The sequence below is a fragment of the Flavobacterium circumlabens genome (genome assembly GCF_004345565.1).
Classification (GTDB): Bacteria; Bacteroidota; Bacteroidia; order Flavobacteriales; family Flavobacteriaceae; genus Flavobacterium; species Flavobacterium circumlabens.
Window position 1 is genome coordinate 133,756 of record NZ_SLWA01000006.1, and the last position, 24,280, is coordinate 158,035.

The 24,280-nt window shown below is 38.1% G+C and carries 7 protein-coding genes; all 7 read left to right on the plus strand.

The genetic code is table 11. The features are described from left to right. Nucleotides 1-9: 9 nt before the first annotated feature. The 7 genes from EV142_RS15350 to EV142_RS15380 all read left to right on the plus strand — a co-directional run bounded on the left by EV142_RS15350 (nucleotide 10) and on the right by EV142_RS15380 (nucleotide 24,201). The gene (locus EV142_RS15350; RefSeq protein ID WP_132036737.1) at nucleotides 10-5,568 is read left to right on the plus strand and encodes a non-ribosomal peptide synthetase; all 5,559 of its coding nucleotides are present in this window, start codon (nucleotides 10-12) and stop codon (nucleotides 5,566-5,568) included. 58 nt (nucleotides 5,569-5,626) lie between these two features. Continuing rightward, nucleotides 5,627-8,008, plus strand: coding sequence for an outer membrane beta-barrel family protein (locus tag EV142_RS15355; RefSeq protein ID WP_132036738.1), 2,382 nt, complete (start codon nucleotides 5,627-5,629; stop codon nucleotides 8,006-8,008). A 59-nt stretch (nucleotides 8,009-8,067) separates the two neighbouring features. Further along, nucleotides 8,068-9,693, plus strand: a complete 1,626-nt coding sequence (locus tag EV142_RS15360) for an MBL fold metallo-hydrolase (RefSeq protein ID WP_132036739.1) — start codon at nucleotides 8,068-8,070, stop codon at nucleotides 9,691-9,693. A 110-nt stretch (nucleotides 9,694-9,803) separates the two neighbouring features. Next, complete coding sequence (locus EV142_RS15365; RefSeq protein WP_132036740.1) at nucleotides 9,804-19,976, plus strand: non-ribosomal peptide synthetase; 10,173 nt, start codon at nucleotides 9,804-9,806, stop codon at nucleotides 19,974-19,976. Nucleotides 19,977-20,025: 49 nt separating this feature from the next. After that, nucleotides 20,026-21,828: an outer membrane beta-barrel family protein gene (locus EV142_RS15370; RefSeq protein WP_132036741.1), complete on the plus strand. Its 1,803-nt coding sequence runs from the start codon at nucleotides 20,026-20,028 to the stop codon at nucleotides 21,826-21,828. An 11-nt stretch (nucleotides 21,829-21,839) separates the two neighbouring features. Further along, nucleotides 21,840-22,559 carry a thioesterase II family protein gene (locus tag EV142_RS15375; RefSeq protein ID WP_132036742.1) on the plus strand — a complete coding sequence of 240 codons (720 nt, stop codon included), beginning with the start codon at nucleotides 21,840-21,842 and terminating at the stop codon, nucleotides 22,557-22,559. Beyond that, nucleotides 22,552-24,201, plus strand: coding sequence for a cyclic peptide export ABC transporter (locus tag EV142_RS15380; protein ID WP_132036743.1), 1,650 nt, complete (start codon nucleotides 22,552-22,554; stop codon nucleotides 24,199-24,201). The genes EV142_RS15375 and EV142_RS15380 overlap by 8 nt, the downstream gene beginning before the upstream one ends. Nucleotides 24,202-24,280 lie beyond the last annotated feature (79 nt).

Below are 24,280 nucleotides of genomic sequence, written 5' to 3' on the forward strand. Positions count from 1 at the left end.
AAAACGATTATGGATATTGCATTAATTGGAGTTAGTATAAAATATGCTGATATAACAACGCTGCAACAGTTTGCAGCCGTTATAAGAAATAATAGTATTTGTGTAAAACAACCTGCGGAAGAAAGAATTTTACATTCAAAAATAGATAAAAAAGAGAAGTATCATCCGTATGGCTATCTCGACAGGGTTGATTTCTTTGACCATGAATTTTTTAATTTGTCAAAGGGAGAAGCCAATACCATTGATCCGGGGCACAGAATGATCCTGCAGGGTGTCTGTAATGCTATCGAAAATAGCGGTTATGATTTAGACTATATCGCATCACAAAATACAGGATTGTTTACGACGACTCAAACCGGACTTTATAATTTATTGTACCAATCTGAAAATAAAGGATTGGATTTTATAGGCGGATTAGCGTCAATAGGAGGTGGGCGTGTAGCGAATATTCTAAATATCAGAGGACCGGTAATGAATATCGACACCGCCTGTTCGTCGTCTTTGGTCGCTGTGCACGAAGCCGTGCAAAACATACGAAGAGGAGAAATTGATTTAGGGATTGTGGCAGGTTCCCGTTTGTTATATCTGTTTAATGAAGCGGATAGTTTCGAAAAAGATGCCATAATGTCTACCGATGGAATGTGCAGGGCTTTTGATGAAGACGCCTCCGGAACAGCAGGAGGAGAAGGCGTGGCGGTTGTTATTCTGAAAAGACTGGATCATGCCATAAGAGATCATGACACTATCTTATCGGTTATAAAAGGATCTGCTATTAATAATGACGGAAGCAGTTCGAATAGTATAACGGCTCCAAGTCCCGTGGCACAAAAGAATGTTATTTTAAGTGCCTGTAAAAATGCCAATATTCCTGTAACCAGCGTAGGCTATATAGAAACACACGGAACAGGAACTAAATTGGGAGATCCTATAGAGTATAAGGGGATAAAAGATGCTTTTTCGTCTACAAACGAGCCCTTTTCGGTTCGTTTAGGTACCTTAAAACCCAATATTGGACATCTGGATAATATGTCGGGATTGTTTGGATTCATAAAAGCAGCGCTTGTACTAAAGGAAAAAGAATTTTTTCCGCTGGCGAATTTCAATACCGTAAATAAATTTATAGAAGAAGATCCAAATATTCTTTTACAAAAAGAAGGGGCTCAATGGGTTACCACTGAAATTAGAAGAGCAGGAGTGAGTTCATTTGGTCTGAGCGGTACCAACGCCCACATCATTCTGGAAGAATATACAGCAACGGAAGAAAAAGTCATAAATACCGGTACCAATAACTGGTTTAAAGTAGCGGCAAAAAGCAAAAATGCTTTAAAAGAATATACAGATTCGATTTATAATTTTATTTCGGAAAGTACTTCCATAGCAGATTTAGCCTATACGTTAAATACCGGCAGAAAAGACTATAAGTACAGATTAGCCGTATCAGGGAATACGGTTGCTGCTATAAAAGAATCGCTTTTAGCCCAAAAAGACAATGACGAAAGTAATACGGCAAAGTATACCAAAATCGCTTTACTATATCTTTCTGATGAAGTGCAGCATGTAGAAAGTTTTTTAAAATGCGATCAGTTTAAAGATGTTTTCCTCAATCTGCAAAAAGAAATAGCGAGCGATGAAACAGAGCCTGCTGTTTCAGAAACGGTAGTCGTTCAGGTGGCCTTATTCAAATACTTGTCGGCTAAAGGATTTAACGTAAATCAGCTGATCTGTAATGGTGATATAGCTAAAGCTTCAAAAGAAATAATTGAAGGTAAAAATAGCATTTCTAAAGGTTTAGCATTTGATAAAGAGTTCGTTTTAGACTTAGCGAAATTAAAAGCACTAGCCAAAAACTGTAACGATAATAACATCTTATTGGTAGTGGTTGGTAACAACAGTCAGTCCATGCCCGGTATTTTCGAATCCTTAAAAGAAGAACAAATTCCCGGCATAGATGTATTAAAAATCATGGGCGACAATAATTGGAATTTGTTGTGGAGCACTTTATATAATAAGGGACTGGAGTTTGACTGGAAAGCTTTTTACAGTAAGGAAAATTACAAAAAAGTTACCGCACCAACGTATCCATTTGAAAAAACATCCTGTTGGAATGAGCATAAAAACCCTTTATTTTTTAATCAGTCCAACCAAAAACCAGAGGTTGAAAAACCAAAACTTGTTATCGAAAATCTGAGCGAAGAGGAAACCGTTGTGGGTATTCTGAAAGAAATCCTAAAAAATGACACCTTAACTCTTACGGATGATTTTTTTGAATTAGGCGGTAATTCAATTGTAGGCGTTCAGTTTATAAACAGGATTAATGAGCTGTTTGCTATCACGATAAATTTCGATGCTTTGTTTGAATGCTACGAGATCAGTGAAATTGTTACTCTTATAAAAGAAGCAGTTGAAGCCAGGAACAAAAATAGTTTTATAGCGCTTCCTCTGACTGACCAATTGATTTTTGAAACCCTTGAAGCTTCAAATTCCCAGCAAAGAATGTGGATTGAATCTCTACTAGATACGTCGATGCAATCTATTTATAATATTACGCTAACCTATAAGGCAAAAGGGAATCTAAATATTGAAGTTTTTAAGGAAACACTACAGGAGCTAATCAGGATGCATGCCTGTCTGCGGTCTACTTTCTTTACGGATGAAGACGGAACAATCCAGCAGAGAATAAAGGCAATTGAAAATATAGCGATCGATCACTTTTTTACTTTTTATTCCAACACCGATCCTTTGATGCTGGAGCAGAAGAAGAAAGAAATTCAAAATTTTAATTTTGATTTAGAGCAGGGCCCACTGTTTCAGGCAGCTGTCCTTCAGACGGATGAAAACAAGTACCAATTTATATTTGTTTTTCACCACATTATTTTTGATGGCTGGTCTACCGGAATTTTCATAAAAGATTTTGTGGCTGTTTACAAACAAATCATTAGCAAAGCATATGTTCCTGCAGCCAGTAAAAACGATTATTTTGACTATCTGATCTGGCTGAAAGGGAATTTACATAGTGAAAAAACAGCAGCTTACTCTGACTATTGGAGAGAAAAACTGGGAAATATTAATTCAAATTTAAAATTAGGGAATCCGGATACAGGAAGCCTGGAAGGCGCCCGATTCAATTTCAGTATCGATAAAAAACTGAAAGACAAATTAGTGGATTATACGACTAAAAACAGGGTAACATTATTCAGCCTTTTAATCTCGTCCGTAAGAATCTCATTGTACCGACTGGCTCAGGAAAACTTTGTCATTGGTACGGCCGTGTCCGGAAGGGTTAAAAAAGAGTTTGAATCCACTATTGGTATGTTTATCAATACACTGCCCGTTTATACCGAAATTGACGGGGATAAAAGCTTTGCTGATGCTGTTGCCGATGAAATGAATACGATCATGAAAGCCTTAGAGTATCAGACGTACCCATATGATTTGATATTAAATGATTTGAAAATTGCGAACAAAAAGTCCTTTTTTGATGTCATGGTGGTATTGCAAAATCAGAACAACAGGGCAGGAATGGTGAGCAAAAGTGATCTGCCATTTGAAATTGAAGAAGAAATCAATCCAATATCGACCTTTTCAAGATTCAATTTGTCTTTTACGTTTTTTGATGTTATAGATGCTATTGAACTCGAATTGGAATACAAAGCCGGTGTATTTAGCCAGGAGTTTATTCAGGCTATGATGGACACTTTTTTCCATCTTCTGGAACAATTTGTAGCTGTTCCGGAGAAAAAAATCTCTCAGTTTTCCATTTTAAACGAAAATCAGTTGGAGAATATCGTTTATGGATTTAACAATACCAAATCTGATTTCCCGGAGGATAAAACCCTTATAGAGCTATTCGAAGAACAGGTTGAAAAAACGCCGGACAATATTGCGGTTATTTTTGAAGATAAAGAATTATCGTACCGGGAACTCAATGCAGAAGCCAATCAGTTAGGCCGTTATTTAAGAGCACTTTTCCAAATTAAACCGGATGATCTGATCGGAATCAAACTTGAAAGAAGCGAAAAAATGATTCTGGCTGTTTTGGGAATACTAAAATCCGGCGCGGCTTATGTGCCTATCGATCCTGCCTATCCGCAGGAAAGAATAGACTACATCGGGAATGACAGCAATTGCAAAATCATAATTGATGAAAATGTACTGACGTTGTTTTATAAAAATCAGGACGTATACAGTGTCGGGAATATTGAAAAAATAAACAGTCCAAAAGATCTTGCCTATATCATTTATACTTCCGGAACCACGGGTAATCCGAAAGGAGTGATGGTAGAACATACCAATGTAGTCAACCTGATACTTTCGCAGACCAAACAATTTAAAATAGACGAAAACGAAAAAATTCTTCAGCTTTCAAACTACACTTTTGATGCGTCTGTAGAGCAAATTTTCCTGGCACTTTGCAATGGGGCAGGTTTGTACCTTATTTCGAGGGCAGCCTTACTGGAAGCAGAGATTTTCGAAGAATTTATTGCCAAAAATGAAATCACACACCTTCATGCAGTGCCATCGGTGTTAGAAAAAATAACACCAGGCAGTCGTTTTAGTTTAAAAAGAGTAATTGCCGGAGGTGACAGCTGTTCCGAAAAACTGGCCGAATCCTGGAGTACGGTTTGTGATTTCTATAACGAATACGGCCCAACCGAAACTACAGTTACTTCTATTGAGCTTCTTTATGATAAGAAAAGCACTTTTTGTATCGGTAGTCCAATTGCAAATACACAAGTCTACATTCTGGATAATAACCTTTTTCCAACTCAGCTGGGCGTTTTGGGTAAAATATATATTTCCGGTGCCGGGGTTACACGCGGTTATCTGAACAAACCGGAGCTGACAGCCGAAAAATTCATTGAAAATCCATTCGTATCCAACACAAAAATGTACGATACAGGAGATTTAGGACGATGGCTGCCGGATGGTACTATTGAATTTCTGGGCCGAAACGACGATCAGGTAAAAATAAGAGGTTTCAGAATTGAATTAGGAGAAATAGAAACTGCCCTTTCGCAATTTTCGAAAGATTTACGACAGGTTGTGGTACAGCCGCAACAGGTAAACGGAGAGAAAACATTAGTCGCTTATTATGTTTCGGACACCGAATTAGACAAAGCCGAAATTCGACGCTATCTCCACACTAAACTGCCGGAATATATGGTTCCTTCCTTTTTGGTAGTGCTGGAACATTTGCCCTTAACGGCCAATGGAAAAGTCGATCGTACTGCATTGCGAGGCATCAGTGAAGAAGATATTATCAGGAAAGCATACGTAGAACCAAGAAATGAAATTGAACAAAAAATAGCCGAAATATGGCAGGAAATTCTCGGAGTGGAGAAAGTAGGCGTTACGGACAGTTTTTTTGAGCTGGGCGGACATAGCCTGAACGCTACAAAACTGATTAGTATCATTCATAAACAGTTTAATGTCAAGTTATCGATCATCGATTTGTTTGACAATATCATACTGGAGGAATTAGCATTGCTTTTAGAAAACACCCTATTGTACAGTGCGAATAATGAAGAAAATATTTCAATTGAAGAATCTGAAAATTTCACTATCTAATTTATAAAATCGAAACCCGCAGGGGCCAAATTGAAATATTAATAAAACAAAATCACTAATGAATCGGTTATTATTTATTGCATTTATTTTAAGTAACGTATTAACAGCACAAGTCAAAATAACCGGAAAAGTGGTTACCCCAGAAAATAGTCCAGTTGCGTTTGCTGAAGTTATCCTTTTTGGAAAAGGCCCTGTTCCTATAAAAGATCAGGTAACCAATGAAAAAGGGGAGTTTATAATAGAATATAAGCCGGGCTCGTACAAATTGCAAATCAGTCAGTTCAATTCTGTTTTATATACCAAACAGATCGAATTGACTTCAGATCTGGATTTGGGGGAAATCATAGCAAATCCCGTGCAGGAATTAGCGGCAGTGGTCATTACTCAAAAGAAAGAACTCGTAGAGCGCAAAGTCGACCGACTGGTTTTTAACATCGAAAACACCATCAGTACAGCGGGTGGCGATGCGATGGACGCCTTAAAAATCACACCCGGAATACAGATTCAGAACGAGACGATAAACATAGTAGGTAAAAGTACCGTAAGAGTTTTGCTCGACGACAAAATGATTGAACTTGGACAGGAAGAACTGACCAATTTGTTGAAATCAATTCCTGCCGAAAACATCAAAAGTATCGAGGTAATTACGACACCGCCGGCTAAATATGAGGCTTTGGGAAACAGCGGACTGGTAAATATCAGGTTAAAAAAGGCCAAAAAAGATTCCTGGAACCTCTCTCTGGGAACTGGTTACTTACAAAGGCACCACGATGGCGAAGGATCAAACACCAGCAATTTTATATACAATCAAAATAAGCTGAGTATGTCTGCTTCACTGAATTACAGAAGTGGTGGTATTTATCTGGAACAGGAAAGCCGCGTTCACTTTACGGACGAATTGTGGGCTCTAAATTACCCGCTCCAGAAAAACTATAAAATGCTGAATGGAATTTTGAGCATGCAATACATCGCGACACCCAAATGGGTTGTTGGTTTCCAATATCTGACTAATATCAATAAAACAGACACGGATGCCACGAGAAGTCTGCTGATTTATGATAATGACACGAATGAAATCAACAAAAATATTACCTCTGTCGGATATGCTTTTTTAAGGCCAACGCTGCATTCCTTTAATCTGTTTAATGAATATAAACTCAATCCCACAGGTGGAAAAATGTTCGTGAATTTGGATTATTTCAAATACAAAAGCGATGATTCCAGGCCTTATGACGGGACTTCGGAAGAATATAATCCGCCTAAAGAACAGTTTTTTACAGGAATTAACAATAACAATCAAAACATAAGCAATTTCTCTGCTAAAATTGATTTTGAAACTCCTTTAGAATGGATGAATCTTGGTTTTGGGGGAAAGGTTTCCTTTTCAGATACCAAAAATTTAATTTCAACATTCAATAGTGATTTTACAGATCAGCCTGTAACCGATTTACCGCTGGAAGACTTTGAATTCAGCTATAAAGAAAATGTACAGGCCGTATATGTCTCCGGAAACAAAAAGTTCAGTGACAATCTGGAATCCCAGGTTGGCCTGAGAGTCGAAAATACACAGGCAAAATCGTACGATGTAGCCTTAGATCAATCCGTAAATAAGAATTACACCAAGCTGTTTCCTTCCGTTAATATTTCCTACACCCCTCAACAGGGTTCTGTATACCGATTAAGCTATAGCCGAAGGATAGAACGGCCTACTTTTGCCCAGTTAAATCCGAACATTGCCTATATCAATCCGTTTCAGAGTATTCAGGGGAACCCTTTACTGCAGCCTGCCTTTATCGATAATTTCGAATTTATTTATTCGTATAAAAAGCTGGAAAGCAAACTGTATTACAGTCATGATAAAAATGTGTTTATGCAGATCTCTACACCTGATCCTGATACCAATGTTGTTCGGATAATTACCCAGAATATCTTTAATATGGAGCGATACGGGATTTCGGAAATCTATGTCTTCAATAAATTGAAAGGGTGGACGAGTAACAATACGGCTGATTTTAATTATACGAAATCAAGATCTTTAATTGAATCGACAAGCGGCGTGGAAGGTTTTAATCTGAAACTGGCGACGAATAACGATTTCGTCCTAAACGATAAAAAAACGGTGCTGCTAAACCTTAATTACTGGTATGTTTTTCCAAAAACGGAAGGATTTGTAAAGTTAGACGCATCCAGTTCCACCGCAGTAACGCTTCAATATTTACTTAACGACAATCTAAGAATATCACTGAAAGCCAATGATATTTTCAGAACAGAAAAAATAAAATTTAACCCGACTGTAAACGGAGTTTATCAGGAATACAGCCTTTATAACGACAGCAGGTATGTACAGGTATATCTTAATTACAGGCTTGGAAGCAAAAAAGCAAAAGTTACCAACAGAAATACCGGTAATGAAGAAGAAAGAAAAAGAGTCGGTAATTAAGAAGTAGTGCAAATAAGAAATCAGTTAGTATAAAACACAAATTATAAAAATATTTTTAAATGGAAGGATTAGTTTATTTAAAACCGAACGTAGTGATTGAGCCTTTAATAGAAAGATGGTATGCCTGGTCGCATCTGATATCGCCCGGAACGGCAGCTATGAATGTAACCAAAAGACATATCGAAATAATGAATTCTTACCTGGAGTCGCCTGTGGTACATGATGATGCCGTTAAAGACCCGAAAATGCTGGGCGGCCCATTTATGGATTATAATGGAGATCGTTCTGAAGATGTAAGAAAATTGCTGGAATCGACCTTTACCAATCAAAAAGAGCTGATCAATCTTTCAATGGCGATTCGAAAATTGGTTTTAATGTTAAATAAAGAAGCCAAAGGACAATCGTTGGAGGGGCTGTATAAAAATGTACCGGATATTTTAAAAGGTTATGTAGAATTAATATACGATCTGAACGGCAATCCTTCTTTTAGATTTTACGAGCAGCTTTTATACAAAAGTAAATTTTACAATAAAAACAACCAAAGTCTGGCTTTGTGGGTGACCAATAATGATTCACGTCCTTTTTGTTTAAGTACCCCGAGACTGGATGAGAAAGACGTATTGCATCTGGATATGCCTTTTGAACACAAATTTATAGACGAGTTGAGTAAAATGAAAAGAACGCCGCGTCCTTACAGTGAAATAAAGGAATTATTGGGCGATTTAAATGAAACAGAGAGTGCGTTATTCGAATCGTTTTTTACGGATACGCCATCAGTGCCGTATGTCAGGTACGAAGGCGATAAAATTAGAATGCGATATTTTGGGCATGCCTGCATTCTAATCGAGACGAAAGACGTAAGCATATTGGTAGATCCCTTAATCAGTTACTACGGATACCAATCGAGTGTAGAGCATTTTTCGGATTACGAACTGCCTGAAAAAATCGATTATGTTTTGATTACCCACAATCATCAGGACCATATTTTACTGGAAACGCTGTTGCCGCTGAGACATAAAATCAAAAATATTATAGTACCGCGTTCCGGAGGAGGCCACCTTCAGGATCCTTCTTTAAAACTAATGTTTAATAATATCGGTTTTGACAATATTATTGAAATCGAAGAATTCGCTACGGTGAACTTTTCAGATTGCAAAATTACAGGTGTCCCTTTTACAGGAGAGCACAGTGATCTGGACATCAAGGCCAAAATCTGCTATCATGTTGAAATCGCTGAATTCTCATTGCTGTTTGCAGCAGATTCGAGGATTTTAGAAAAGAAATTATACGAGCACACGCAAAGTGTCATTGGCGATGTAGATGTTATTTTCCTGGGAATGGAATGTGACGGAGCTCCATTAACGTGGTTGTACGGGCCACTGGTGGTAAACGAATTGTCTAAAGAACACGATCAGTCCAGAAGACTGGCCGGATCTGATTTTGAAAGGGGAATGCATCTGGTAGATGTTTTTAATCCGCTGGAAGTGTATGTGTACGCTATGGGGCAGGAGCCGTGGTGTGAGTTTATCAGCAGTATCAAGTACACCGATGAATCCAATCCTATTATACAGTCCAATCGTCTTATTGCCGAATGCAGTTCGAGGGAAATAATTACAGAAAGGTTATTTGGGGAAAAAGAGATCCTTTACAATAAGAAAAAAACAGAGAACTACAGTTTGGTTTAAAAAGCAAATGCACACGAATTAACACCGGTTTTTATTTCAAATCCGGCGTAATTGGTGAAAGGAAACAAATCAGGGAATCAGTACAGACAAGTATATAATAAGATAAAGCGATGCAAACATTACTCAAAAAATTAAGGGCCTCCAATATAAAACTTAATTTATCTGGAGATAAACTGGATATTAATGCTCCAAAAGGAGTGCTCACAAATGAGTTATTAGATGAAATTAGAGTACACAAGCAAAAAATAATTGATTTTATCAAACTGTCACAAAACGCAGGTGATACCCATAGTGATATCCCCAATGTGGAGCAGGAGGAAACGTATATCGTCTCATCATCGCAAAAAAGCTTGTGGCTGCTGTGTCAGTTAGAAGAACAAAATAACGTATATAACATTCCGAGCATCTTTGAATTAAAAGGAAACTTAGATACAGTGGCACTCGAAAAAGCATTTGAGGCGCTGCTGGAACGCCATGAATCTTTAAGAACAGTTTTTGTTGAAACAGCCAATGCCGAAGTAAGACAAAAGATTGTAGCCGTTAAAGATCTTGATTTTAAGTTTCGAACAGAAGACGTATCTAATACGGACGAGAAAATAGATAGTCTTATTCAGCAGGAATTAAAATTTTCATTTGATTTAGCAAAAGATTGTTTAGTTCGCGCAAAACTGATCAAAACGTCAAATGATACGTTTGTTTTTGTACTGGTACTTCATCATATCATTAGTGATGGCTGGTCGATACAACTTATGATTAACGAGTTGTTTGTTTTATATCATGCTTTTACAAAGAATATTTCTAATCCGTTGGCCCCTTTACAAATTCAATATAAAGATTACGCAGCCTGGCAGCAAAACCAGTTAAGGGACGGCAATACAACACATAAGGAATACTGGTTGAAACAATTTCAGGATACTATTCCGATACTGGATTTACCGATCTATAAAACAAGACCATTAACAAAAACCTTCAGCGGAGGTATCGTAAAAAGAAGTTTCAACAGTGAAATTTTAAAAGCCTTCTCCAATTTATGTCAATCTCAGGACGCCACTTTATTCATGGGACTAACGAGTTTGCTGAACGTTTTATTTTACAGATATACCAATCAAAATGACATTATAATTGGTACCCCGATTGCCGGAAGACCCCATTCTGATTTGCAAAATCAGACAGGACTTTACTTAAACACCTTAGCACTTCGAACTCAGTTTGACGGGCAGGACAGCTTTATTGAATTATTATCGAATGTTAAAAATAAAACACTCGAAGCCTATGAGCATCAACTGTATCCGTTTGATGAATTAATTGAAAACTTAAACCTAAAAAGAGAGGTTAGCCGCAGTCCGTTATTTGATGTGATGCTGATCTTGCAGAACATGGACAGCTTCGACAGCACACAACAACTGGACGGTGTCACGATTCAACAGTATCAGAATAAACAAAACCTGCTTATTAAATACGACCTGGAATTTACATTTGATGAGTTTGGCAATGAATTAAATTTCAACTTAACATTCAATACGGATATTTACACTGAAGCATTTGTAGAAAAAATAACAGAACATTTCGGCACTTTATTACAAGGCGTTATTGCAGCACCGAATCTTCCGGTTTCACGTATCAACTACTTGTCACCAAACGAAATAAAGCAGTTAGTAGTTGATTTTAATGATACTTCGGTACCGTACCCTAAAGATAAAACGATTGTACAACTCTTTGAAGAACAGGCCGCCGAAACACCGGACGCTATTGCCATTGTTTTTGAGGACTTACAATTGACCTATAAGGAACTGAACGAAAAAGTGAATCAATTTGCCAGTTATCTGAGAGAGCGTTATGATATCCAGCCGGATGATCTGGTAGGCATAAAATTAAGCCGAAGCGAACAGTTAATTATCGCTATTTTAGGAGTACTGAAATCAGGAGCCGCTTATGTGCCTATTGATTCCGATTATCCACAGGAAAGAATAGCATACATCGAAGAAGATACCAATTGCAAAGCTATTATTGATGAGGATGAACTCATAATGTTTAATTTTCAGCGATTCCGATATAAACCTGAAAATCCGGATACTGTAAATACGCCGTCTCATTTAGCATATATCATTTACACTTCCGGCTCAACCGGAAATCCAAAAGGAGTGATGGTGGAGCATCGCAATGTCGTAAGACTGGTTAAGCCTTGTACTTATTTTCCATTGCATTCGGATACTGTCCTGTTAAGTACAGGCTCCATTTCTTTTGATGCCACAACGATAGAGTTTTTCGGAACTTTATTAAACGGAGGAACATTAGTCCTAACCACTCAGGACGATTTGCTGGATTTATCGACCTTAGGAAATATCGTTAAAACCAATGCAGTCAATAGTCTCTGGATGACGGCTTCCTGGTTTAACAGCGTGGTTGAAAACAACATTAGTTTTTTCGAAAGCATCCGTCAACTCATTGTTGGAGGAGATGTCGTTTCACCCAAACATACCCAAAAAGTTTTTGAAAGCAATCCGTCCATAAAAATTGTAAATGGTTACGGACCTACCGAAAACACTACTTTTTCGGTGACTTTTGATATTCAGAATGAAAAATATACCACCATTCCGATTGGTAAACCGATTCCAAACAGCCAGGCGTATGTACTCGATCAAAATTTACAGCCCGTTGCAATTGGAGTAGGCGGTAAATTGTATTTATCCGGAGATGGCGTTTCCAGAGGCTATTTAAACCAGCCCGAACTGACCTCCGAAAAATTTATAGCCAATCCGTTTATTTCAGACGCCAGAATGTACGATACCGGAGATTTAGGCCGCTGGCTTCCCGATGGTACAATTGAGTTTCTGGGTAGGAACGACCATCAGGTAAAAATAAGAGGCTACAGAATAGAACTGGGAGAAATAGAAACCAGCCTTTTGCAGTTTTCAGCCGATTTAAAGCAAGTCGTTGTTCAGGTGAAAGAGGTAAAGGAAGAAAAAGTTCTAGTGGCCTATTATGTTTCGGATATCGAAATAGACAAGATTGAAATTAGAAATTACCTTCAGACGAAGCTGCCTGAATACATGATTCCCGCCTTTTTCGTGCTTTTGGAGGCGATACCACTGACCTCAAATGGTAAAACCGACCGTAATGCGTTACCGGGCATTAACGGAGAAGACAGTATTCGAAGAGAGTATGTACAGCCCCGAAATGAAACCGAACAAAAAATGGTCGAAATCTGGCAGGAAGTGCTCGGTCTTGAAAAAGTAGGGATTACCGATAACTTTTTTGAAATGGGCGGACACAGCCTTATTGTAGCCCAGGTAATCAACAGATTAAACAAACAATTGAACAAAACCGTTTCGTTTAAGGATTTTTTCTCTAATCCGACCATTGAGGCGCTGAGTAAAACGCTGAACCAAAATGAGTATGAAGCCATTCCTCCGGCAGGAATCAGGGAAAGTTATCCTTTAACGGCTTCTCAGAACAGATTTTGGATTCTGAGTCAGCTCGAAGGAGGTTCTCTGGCTTACAATATGCCCTCTGCGATTAAATTAACCGGGGATTTGGATACCGATACCTTCAAAGAAACTTTTAGTTTGCTCATTGAGCGCTATGAAATATTAAGAACAGGCTTTAAAAATAATTCACAAGGAGAGATACAGCAATATATTACGCCTGTAAATGAAATTAACTTTGAAGTAACAGAGCAGGATTTCAGCAACCATAAGGAGCAGGAAGACCTCGTTTTGCAGTATTTAGAGGAGCAGAATTCGATTGCTTTTAATCTCGAAGAAGCACCTTTAATAAGAGCTTCTTTAATCAAATTACAGGAAAACGAGCATATTTTTTCTTTGTGTATGCATCATATTATTGGTGACGGATGGTCGATGCAATTAATCATTTCCGAAATTGTAAAAACATACAATGCTATCGTTCAGGGGAATTCAGCTAATTTACCCGATTTAAACATTCAGTATAAAGATTATGCGGTATGGATCAATGCAGAAAATCAACAGGAAAAATACCAACAATCGAAAGAATTCTGGTTGAACCAATTCAGTGGAGAATTACCGGTAATAGAACTTCCGGGTTTTAAGAAAAGACCTTTGGTTCAGACTTACAATGGCGCTGTTAAATCGTATGCGTTTTCCGCTGCGCTTTTAGAAAAACTAAAAACGTTTTCAGGTGAGCATGATGTAACGCTTTTTATGACCTTAATCACCGGAATCAAAACGTTGCTGCACCGTTACAGCAATCAGGATGATCTTATTATTGGTACGCCAATAGCAGGCAGGGAACACCCGGATTTAGAAAATCAGTTGGGGCTTTTCCTGAATACGCTGGCCATTCGAACCAAATTTGAACAGGGTGACCGCTTTTTGGATATTTTAAATAAAGAAAAGGAAACACTTTTAAACGCTTATCAGCATCAGGATTATTCCTTTGATGAACTGGTCGGCAACCTGAACCTGAAGAGAGACTTAAGCCGATCGGCTTTGTTTGATATTCTGGTGGTGCTTCAAAATCAGGCACAGTTAAAAAATTTAGCCAACGACACCGCTTTAACAGGATTAGAAGTGGATGCTTTTGATTTTGAGAATAAAACATCCAAATTCGATATCACTTTCATTTTTGTCGAAACTGAACAGTTGTTGCTTAACATTAATTATAATACAGACATATACGATTCGTTTTTAATCGATGCGCTCTTCAGTCATCTCGAAAATGTATTTAGCGAGGGAATTAACAATCCTGAACAGGCCGTAGATCAACTCGATTACTTAACCGCTGCAGAGAAAACAACATTACTTCTGGATTTTAATGCTACGGCGGCAGCTTACCCGGAAAATAAAACCATTATCGATTTATTTGAAGAACAGCTCGAAAAAACGCCGGATAATATCGCGGTTGTTTTTGAAGAAACAGCGCTGACTTACCAAGTGCTTAATGAACAAGCAAACCAGCTGGCGCATTACTTAAGACAAAACCATGCGATTGAATCCGGTGATTTAGTTGGAATAAAACTGGATCGAAGCGAGAGGATAATTGTCACCATTTTAGGAATTTTAAAATCCGGTGCCGCTTACGTCCCTATTGATTCTTCTTATCCTCAGGAAAGAATAGCCTACATAGAAAAAGACAGCAATTGCAAAATTGTAATTGATGAGCCTGTTTTTGAGGCCTTTTATAAAAACAGGGAAAGTTATTCAGGCTTAAATATTGAAAAAATAAATAACTCCGGAGATTTAGCCTATATCATCTACACCTCAGGAACCACAGGTAATCCAAAGGGGGTAATGGTAGAGCATAAAAACGTAATCAACTTAATTCATTCGCAGACCAGGGAGTTTAAAATTGATGCAACCGAGAGAATTCTCCAGTTGTCCAATTTTTCTTTTGATGCCTCTGTCGAACAAACCTTTTTGGCACTATTAAACGGAGCAGCTTTATACATACTGCCTCGAAAAGTATTGTTAGATGAAGTTGAATTGGAGCAATTTGTATTGGAAAACAAAATTACGCACTTCCATTCCGTTCCATCGGTAGTAAGCAAATTGAAACCTTCCAATAAATTCAGCTTAAGAAGAGTTTTGTCAGGAGGTGATATTTGTTCCGAAAAACTGGCGGCATCCTGGAGTACTATTTGTGATTTTTACAATAAATATGGCCCAACGGAAACAACTGTGACCTCGATAGAATTTTTGTATACCAAAGAAAAACCCTTTTCTATTGGCCGTCCGATTTCAAATACCCAGGTGTACATCCTTAATAATGCCTTACTGCCAACGCCTTTGGGTGTTTTAGGGAACGTGTATATTTCGGGAGCAGGTGTGACCCGTGGTTATTGGAATAAACCGGAACTAACCGCAGAAAAATTCATCGAAAATCCATTTATTTCGGGTACTAAAATGTATGATACCGGAGATGTAGCGCGTTGGCTGCCGGATGGAAATATTGAATTTTCAGGCAGAAACGACCATCAGGTAAAAATAAGAGGATTTAGAATTGAATTGGGCGAAATAGAAACCAGCCTTTTGCAGTATTCCGCTCATTTAAACGAGGCCATCGTTCAGGCCAAAGAAGTAAACGGAGAAAAAGTATTGGTGGCTTACTATTTAACCAATGCAGCAATAGATAAAGCGGCTATCAGAAACTATCTTTTAGGGAAGCTGCCGGAACATATGGTACCTTCGTTTTATATCGATCTGGATCATTTTCCGGTAACACCCAACGGCAAGATAGACCGTAAAGCACTGCCGGGTATTAGCGGGGAAGATGGTATTCGAAAGGAATACATACAGCCCCGAAATGAGACCGAACAAAAAATAGCCGAAATATGGCAGGAAGTTCTGGCCGTTGAAAAAGTGGGGATTACCGATAATTTCTTTGAATTAGGCGGACATAGTCTGATTGTGGCACAGGTCATTAACAGACTCAACAAACAATTAAATAAAACAGTATCGTTTAAGGATTTTTTCTCCAATCCAACCATTGAAGCGTTAAGTAAGACTTTAAACCAAAATGATTATATATCTATTCCTCAGGCAGATATTAGGGAGAGTTATCCGCTGACAGCTTCTCAATACAGATTCTGGATCTTAAGCCAGTTAGAGGGAGGTTCGCTGGCTTATAATATGCCTGCAGCGATCAAATTAACAGGGGAACTGGATACCGATACATTTAAGAAAACCTTTCATGTATTGATACAAAGACATGAAATCTTAAGAACAGGCTTCAAAAATAATGCAGAGGGACAACTGCGCCAGTTTATAAAACCTGCGGCCGAAATTGTTTTTGAAGTCACCGAAAAAGATTTCAGCCATAAAGAAGGGAAGGAAGCGCTTGTTTTGCAGTATTTACAGGAACAAAATGCGATTGCTTTTAATCTGGAACAGGCGCCTTTAATCAGGGCCTCCTTACTTAAAACAGACGAAAACGAACATGTTTTTTTCATCAGCCTGCACCATATCATAGGAGACGGATGGTCGATGCAGTTGATCATCTCCGAAGTGGTAAAAATATACAATGCCATCCTTCAGGGAATTCCGGTCGATTTGCCGCCGTTAAACCTGCAGTACAAAGATTACGCCGTATGGATTAATGAAGCGATTCAACAGGAAAAATACCAGAATTCAAAAGCTTTTTGGTTAAACCAGTTCGAAGGACCATTACCGGTGCTAGAACTTCCGAGTTTTAAGAAAAGGCCTTTGGTACAAACCTACAATGGGGACAATCAATCGCATCAATTCTCCGGTGTGTTGTTAGAAAAACTAAAAACTTTTTCAAAAGAGCAGGACGTTACTTTGTTTATGACCTTAATGGCCGGGATAAAAACCTTATTGCACCGATACACCAATCAGGAGGATATTATTGTGGGTACACCTATAGCAGGAAGGGAACATCCGGATTTAGAAAATCAATTAGGATTGTACCTGAACACCCTGGCTATTCGTACCAAGTTTGAAGAAGAGGATGACTTTTTGGCTATTTTAAATAAAGAAAAAGAAACGCTCTTAAATGCGTACCAGCACCAGGAATATTCTTTTGATGAATTGGTAGAAAATCTAAACCTAAAAAGAGACCTGAGCCGTTCGGCTTTGTTTGATGTACTGGTGGTGCTTCAAAATCAAAATCAATTAAAGAATCTGGCAAATCCCGCCACATTAGCAGGAATAGAAGTTGCCGGTTTTGAATTTGAAAATAAAATAGCCAAGCTGGATGTGACCTTTACTTTTGTCGAGACAGAACAATTAATCCTGAACATTGATTACAATACGGATATATACGACTCTGTGTTTATAAAATCAATATTTGGTCATCTTGAAAATGTATTCAACGAAGTAATTGACAATCCTGAACAAGCGATAGAAGAGCTGGATTATCTTACCATTGCAGAAGAAAAGAAACTCTTACTGGAGTATAATAACAATTCGACCGCTTATCCGAAGGATAAAACCATGATCGATTTGTTCGAAGATCAGGTGGCGAAAACACCCGAAAATAGTGCCGTTGTTTTTGAAGATAAAAGTTTCACTTACAAAGAAATCAATGAGCAGGCCAATCAATTAGGTAGCTATCTAAGAGAGAATTACCAAATAAAAACCGATGATTTAATAGGGATTAAATTAGACCGAAGTGAGAAAATGATTGTCACCCTGCTGGGAATCCTAAAATCGGGTGCTGCCTACGTGCCAATTGATAAATCTTATCCGCAGGAAAGAATAGAATACATCGAAAAAGACAGTAATTGTAAACTGGTCATTGACGAAAATGTACTTGAATTATTCTATAACAGCCAGGAAAAATATGCTAAAGTAAATGTTCAAAGAACCAATACTCCGGATGATTTAGCGTATATCATTTATACTTCCGGTACTACAGGCAATCCGAAAGGGGTTATGATTGAACATAAAAATGCAGTAGCACTCATTCACTGGTCGGATACAGAATTTGACAGTAGTAAATTTGAAACGGTATACGCCGTAACGTCTTACTGTTTTGATTTATCTGTTTTTGAAATATTCTATACCCTTTCGATCGGGAAGCAAATAAAGCTCTTGAAAAATGGTCTGGAAATCAAGAATCATATCGATAAAGACCAGAATGTATTAATCAATACCGTTCCGTCTGTCGTGAACCAGCTTTTAGAGGATGGCGTTTCCTTTGAGTCCGTGAGCATTTTAAATATGGCCGGAGAACCTATTTCGCACAGCATTATACAAAGACTGCCTTTGGACCAGATAGAAGTATACAATTTATATGGCCCATCGGAAGATACGACGTACAGCACTTATTTTAAAATCAGACAAAAAGATTATCTGTCCATACCAATCGGAAAACCGATTTCTAATACACAGCTCTACATACTGGATAAAAAATGGCAGGCAGTACCTACCGGGGTGTTTGGCAAAATATATGTAGCGGGAGCCGGAGTAGCCAGAGGTTATCTGAACAAACCGGAACTTACGGCAGAGAAATTTATGGACAATCCGTTTAAATCCGGCAGCACCATGTATGACACCGGAGATTTAGGACGCTGGCTGCCAGATGGAAATATTGAATTTTTAGGAAGAAATGACCATCAGGTAAAAATAAGAGGCTTTAGAATTGAATTAGGGGAAATTGAAGCCCGCTTTTCACAATATTCAGCAGACATCAAACAAGTTGTGGTTGAAGTCAAAGAAGTAAATGCCGAAAAGGTATTGGTCGCGTATTATGCTGCCCAGACCGAAATAGACAAAGCGGCAATAAGAAACTACCTTTTAGGAAAACTGCCGGAATATATGGTGCCTTCCTTTTACGTAGTCCTGGATAGTTTACCGTTGACGCCTAACGGAAAAACAGACCGAAAAGCACTGCCGGGCATTAGTGGAGAAGACCTTATACGAAAAGTATATGTGGCACCCGCAAATGAAACCGAAAAGAAAATGGCCGCAATATGGCAGGAAATTCTGGGTCTTGAAGAAGTGGGAATTACCGATAATTTCTTTGAATTGGGCGGAAACAGCATTTCGGCAATCAACACCATCATTAGAATGAATAAGGAATTTGCTACCCATTATCCTGTGGATTCGCTATTTCGTTTTAATACCATCTCCGAAATCATAAAATACCATCTGAATACCATTTTTGATTCGGATAAAGATTTTTATGAATATGGAAACAGTCAGTCTTCAAATACCGTTTTCGCTTTTCCTCCAATCGCGGGTTATGGAAGCGCTTACAGGGACTTATTCCATAACAATCAGGATTCCGGATTTATATCCTTCAATTTTGTAGAAAAAGAGGCGAATCCAGTGGCTTATTACGCTAATAAAATCAATGAAATTCAGGAAAATGGCGAGATCGTTTTATTTGGCTGGTCAGCAGGAGGAATTTTATCCTCTGAAGTGGCCCATCATCTCACAAATGTGTTAAACCGGAAAGTTTCCCGAATCATCATGTTTGATTCTGTAAGGCTCGACGAAGAAAAACTCAACATAGAACTATCTGCAGATGCTTTTGACCCTGGGACGGAAATTGATGAAAGTATGCAGGAAATACTGGCTCAGGCAAAAGAAAAGCGAATAGCCTATATCAAGTATCTGATGTCTGTAAAATACGCCAATAAATTGTCGACCGAATTAGTGTTAGTAAAAACCGAAAATAATGAAGACAAAAAATGGGAAGAAAATTTTGAAACCGTTCATTATATCACCGGAAAAGGAGCGCACCAGAACATGCTGGAAGGAAACAATTTAAAGCACAACAAAAAAATATTACATAAAATTATTACCAAAGAAGACATTCTTACCAGCATTTTTCAAGACTAACCTCTTGAAAATCCGCGATGAAGAACCCTCAATAAAATACAAATTGTACATGAAATATACATTATTTTGCCTGCTGCTCCTTCCGTTTTTAGGATTTTCACAGACAGGCACTTCCCTGAAAGAACCCAATTCCACCGAAGATTCAGGGGAATATTTTGGTGGTGCGGTAAAGTCCGTTTACAAGCAGCATAAGTTTCCCAGTTTTAACAACAGCATCAATCTGGTCTACAATCGCGGAAGATGGAAAGTCAATTCGAGTGTGAGTTACGGGCGGGAGAAATTTTTCAGGGAAAATGATGTGAGTACTTTTTTTTCTGATGCCTCATTTATTGGTTCAGGAACAACAGATTACGACTTTAATAGCCTGGTGACCTTTATCGATGTTCAATACCAGATTTCAAAGAAGACCAAAATAAATGTCTCTTCCATGAATGATACGTATGAGAATATATTAGATACTAAAACAAACATCGATATCTATAACAGCCCGGACGTATTAGACCGCTATTATACAGGGAGTAAGAAATTGATTTCGAACCTGAAACGAAATTCCCTGAATGCGCTGTTACGACATGATTTTAATGAAAATGAATTTTTAACTGTAGAAGCAGACTGGCTGCAGAGGCCCTGGGATTACAATCAAAATACCTATGGCCAGGATTATGATGTAAATGGTGCAGCAATTCCCAATCGCAATTATACCGTATACCATGACGGACGTACAGATTTGAATGTCTATACCCTGAACGGTTTGTATCATGTGCCCACAAAGTTCTTCGATCTTACGGTAGGAGGGAAATGGATCTATATTGAATCCGATTACAACATCAGGCATTTTAGAAAATATGATGCCGATTATGTGCAGAATTTATCATTATCCCCGATTTGTACCTACATTGAAAACAGACAGATCCTATTTTCAGATTTCAAAAAGAACTTTGGAAAACTGGATCTTCAGCTTGGGTTTAAACTCGAAAATACCTTCATAAACGGTTATGTTTCGGATCTCGGGCACCAGGATCTGGACGATCATTACATCAAATTATTTCCATCCGTAAATGCAGCCTATAACTTTGATGAAAGGCACAAACTAAGTTTTAACTATACGCAGTTTTACAACAGGCCTTTATACCGATTTATAAATCCGTCTTTAGGCATTTATCATGCATATGAGAATTACTTGGGAAATCCGTTTTTAAAGCCATCCCTGACCAGCAATTTCAATCTGGTGTATGCTTTTAAATCACAATACGACGTTGGTTTTTCGTATTCGAAAACAAAAGACAATTTCTGGTCCCTGCCCAATTATACGGCAGACCATGTCGTAGAGCATAAAGTAGTAAGTTATATGGATTTGAACAGCTTTCAACTTTCAGCTAACGGAGTCCTAAAATATAGCAATGCTGTGGAAACCAATTTTCAGTTACAGGGATTCTACAAGCTGAATAAATCTTTGGTACCCGGTATAGAAGATCTGGATGTCTGGGGCTGGTACGGTACGGTCAGCAATCAGTTGTATTTCAATCCGGAGAAAAATATTTCCGCTAACCTGAGTTTTTGGTACCGTTCTAAAAACATTAGCCAGGAAGCACTGATCAGTAAGCAATGCGCATTGGATTTCGGAATGAAGTTTTTATTGCTTCAAAAAGCTTTCATCATCGAAGTGAATGTTACGGATATTTTAAAATCAATGAATGAATACAAAGTATCTACCGTAGACAATGTGAAGCAAACCTTCCGGAACTACCAGGATCCAAGGGCTTTTAGAATCTCGGCGACCTATAAATTTGGAAACAGGAAATTAAATTACGCAGAAAGAATTGCCGAAAACGCAACAGATCATTCCCGATAAAACCCAAAAATATGCAGCTTTTTTTACTACACTTTGCCGGAGGAAATGTTTTTTCATTTGAATTTCTCAGAAAAGAGAGTACCAATGTCGATTTCATTCCCCTCGAATTACCCGGAAGAGGGAAAAGGCACAGAGAAAACTTAATTAAGAATAAAGACGAGGCTATTGCCGATTATTGCAGCCAGATTAAATCATTAAGAAACGGCGAGCCTTATATTATCTACGGACATAGTATGGGTGCAACTTTAGGACTTTCGGTAGCGGTCCAAATGGAAAGTGCCGGCGATGGTCCGCAATCCCTTATTGTTTCCGGAAATGCAGGCCCGGGGATTAAAAAAAGTAAAGATATCGTACATCATCAATTAGATGATCTGAATTTTAAAAAGGAACTGCTGAGCTTAGGCAGTATCCCGGAAGGAATCAGCGAAAACGAAGAATTATTTGATTATTTCCTGCCCATAATGAGAGCCGATTTTGAATGTCTGGAAAAAAGCTTTTTTTCTGAAAAAGGACTGAAATTAAACATTCCGATACATGCCCTGATGGGTGCCGGGGAAGAAACCAGTAATCAGATCGAAAACTGGAAAAATTTCACAAACCATACGTTCACCTCTGAAATATGGGATGGGAATCACTTTTTTATTTACAAAAACGCTGCGGCATTGGCCCATATTTTTACAAGTGCGGTTCAAAAATATTTAATCCATCCAAATAGAAACTATTATGTTTAAATTAAAATTTTCCTATGTCCTTTATCTGTTGCTTTATGCAATACCCAACACGATTCTGAGCTTTGGAATCGTTTATATCATTAATAATGTGATATCCGGAAAAACAGAATTCTTAACCGATTATATGGGGATTACCTTTGTTTCCACCGTCATATACACCTATCTGCTGAACATTATTTTTCAGAAAAAAATTAATAAATACTCGTTCGAAGTATTGTACGAAAACGAAAAAAAAATATTCGATAAAATATTAAAAGCCCCTTTAATTACCCTGGAAAAACTGGGTTCACAGCGATTTTATACCGCAATAGAAGATTTACGCATATTTGCGACTTTTCCGGAAGTGGTGACGCATACGATCAATTCGCTGTTAATGTTATTGCTCTGTATGATCTACTTGTTTACGTTATCGGTTTCAGCAGCTTTAGTGGTGGTGGCTTTAATCATCCTGATTGCCGTAACCTATTTTCTGGTGATCAGTACGATGTCGCAAAAAGTAGCCAGTCTCAGAAAGTACAACGAGCATTATTACAAGTATGTAGATGATGTCATAAAAGGATTTAAAGGCTTTAAGCTCAGCACCCACAGACGTGAAAAATTAATGCAGGACCATTTGTCACCGAACAGGGAGAATGCAAAAACACTGGATTTTAATATTAACTACGTTTTCTTATCAATCAATTTAATAAGTCAGTACGGGCTCTATCTGGTGATTGGTGCGATCCTGTTTCTATTGCCCGTGATTGGATTATTAAAAAGGGAAGACGTGATTTCTTATGTTGTTATTTTATTATTTGTTTCAGGGCCTATCAACAACCTGATCAACATGCAGAATGTCTACACCCGATTAACCGTTGCCAATAACAGAATAAAAAAATTCTTAAAGGATTTTGACAGTACAGAGATAGTCGTAACCCTTAAAAATGCAGCTCCGGAAGCTTTTAGTTCCCTGCGATTCAATCAGATTCATTTTGAATATGAAAATGAAGCTTCCGAAAAAACATTTGCTTTGGGACCTGTCAATCTTTCGATCGAAAAAGGAGAAATGATCTTTATAATTGGCGGAAACGGCAGCGGTAAAAGTACTTTTATCAACATCCTAACCGGTTTGTATCAGCCTACGGGAGGCGAAATAATAGTCAACGAAGCCCAGCAAAGCACCGGAAAAACAAGTACACAAAACCTGATATCGGCCGTTTTTACAGACAATCATATCTTTTCTAATAATTATGACGAGTATGCTTTAGAAAACAACCAGGAGTATCTGGAGTTGTTGCGAATCATGGAGCTGGACAAAGTGATTGCAGACGACAAAGAACATTCTGCCAGAAGACCTTTTTCTAAAGGACAGGGCAAGAGAATGTCGTTGATTTTTGCACTGTTGGAAGACAAACCTATTTTGGTTTTAGACGAATGGGCAGCCGATCAGGATCCGCATTTCAGGAAATATTTCTACGAAAATTTACTGCCTAAGTTAAAACAGGAAGGAAAAACCATAATCGCCGTAACACATGATGACGCCTATTTTAAGTACGCAGACCGAATCCTGAAATTTGATTACGGAGAAATTGTAAAAGATTTCCAGGTAAAAGACGAACCTCTGCACACAGAAAGCTTATGGCATAAGGAAGTGCAAAATTAGAACGTGAAAGCAGCAAAAGCCGCCAGATCACATTTCACAGATCACATTTTATAATACAGACTATTAATACCACACTTTT